Genomic DNA, 699 nt, shown 5'->3' with positions numbered 1-699 from the left:
TTTTCTTAATAAAAGATTTAAAAACATAAAAGAAGCGTCAAAATTTAATAAAGCAGTAATGGATAGAAGCATATATGGAGATGTTATTTTTGCTAAAATGTTAAAGGATTCTAAGGATATGTCTATAGAAGAATTTGACTTATACATAGAGCTATTTGAGAACATGTTAGAGCACTGCAAGCCGCCTAAACTATTGATTTATTTAGAGGTAACAGTAGATGAGGCAATAAGAAGAATTAATAAAAGAGGAAGAGAATACGAAAAAATAGTTGAAAGAGAATACTGGGAAAGGCTAAATGATAATTACAGAGAATACTTTAGTGAATATAATATATCTCCAATTTTAAAGGTCGATGTAGATAATTTGGATTTTGAAAATAATATAGAAGATAGACAATATCTATTATCATTAATTGATGATAAGTTAAAATCTATAAAATAAAAGGTCTCCTTAAATGGGAGGACTTTTTATTTATAGAATAAATTATTTTATAATACACAAAATAAAAAAGAATATTAGAGTTAAAGGAGATGGAATATGAAGAAGAAATTAGATTTGAATATAATATTAGTTTTATTTATCATAGCTTTTACTCTAATAGCTATAAGTTATAAAAATATTTATACAAGTTCTTTAGAAAATAAGAGTAGTAATATTAAAAGAGTTATGAATGAAAATACATCTGAGCTGTTTTATAA

Annotated in this window: 1 protein-coding gene; it reads left to right on the top strand. The window is 24.0% G+C overall.

The window, feature by feature from the left end; translation table 11 throughout:
* Window positions 1-442: deoxynucleoside kinase (locus B3603_RS13410; RefSeq protein ID WP_291565727.1), on the top strand; the 442-nt coding region annotated here is incomplete at its 5' end.
* Window positions 443-699: the final 257 nt, after the last annotated feature.

This window comes from Clostridium sp. UBA2485, from assembly GCF_002341865.1.
Taxonomy (GTDB): Bacteria; Bacillota; Clostridia; order Clostridiales; family Clostridiaceae; genus Clostridium_J.
Note: the sequence above shows the minus strand (reverse complement) of the source record. Positions and strands in the feature narration are given on the sequence as shown.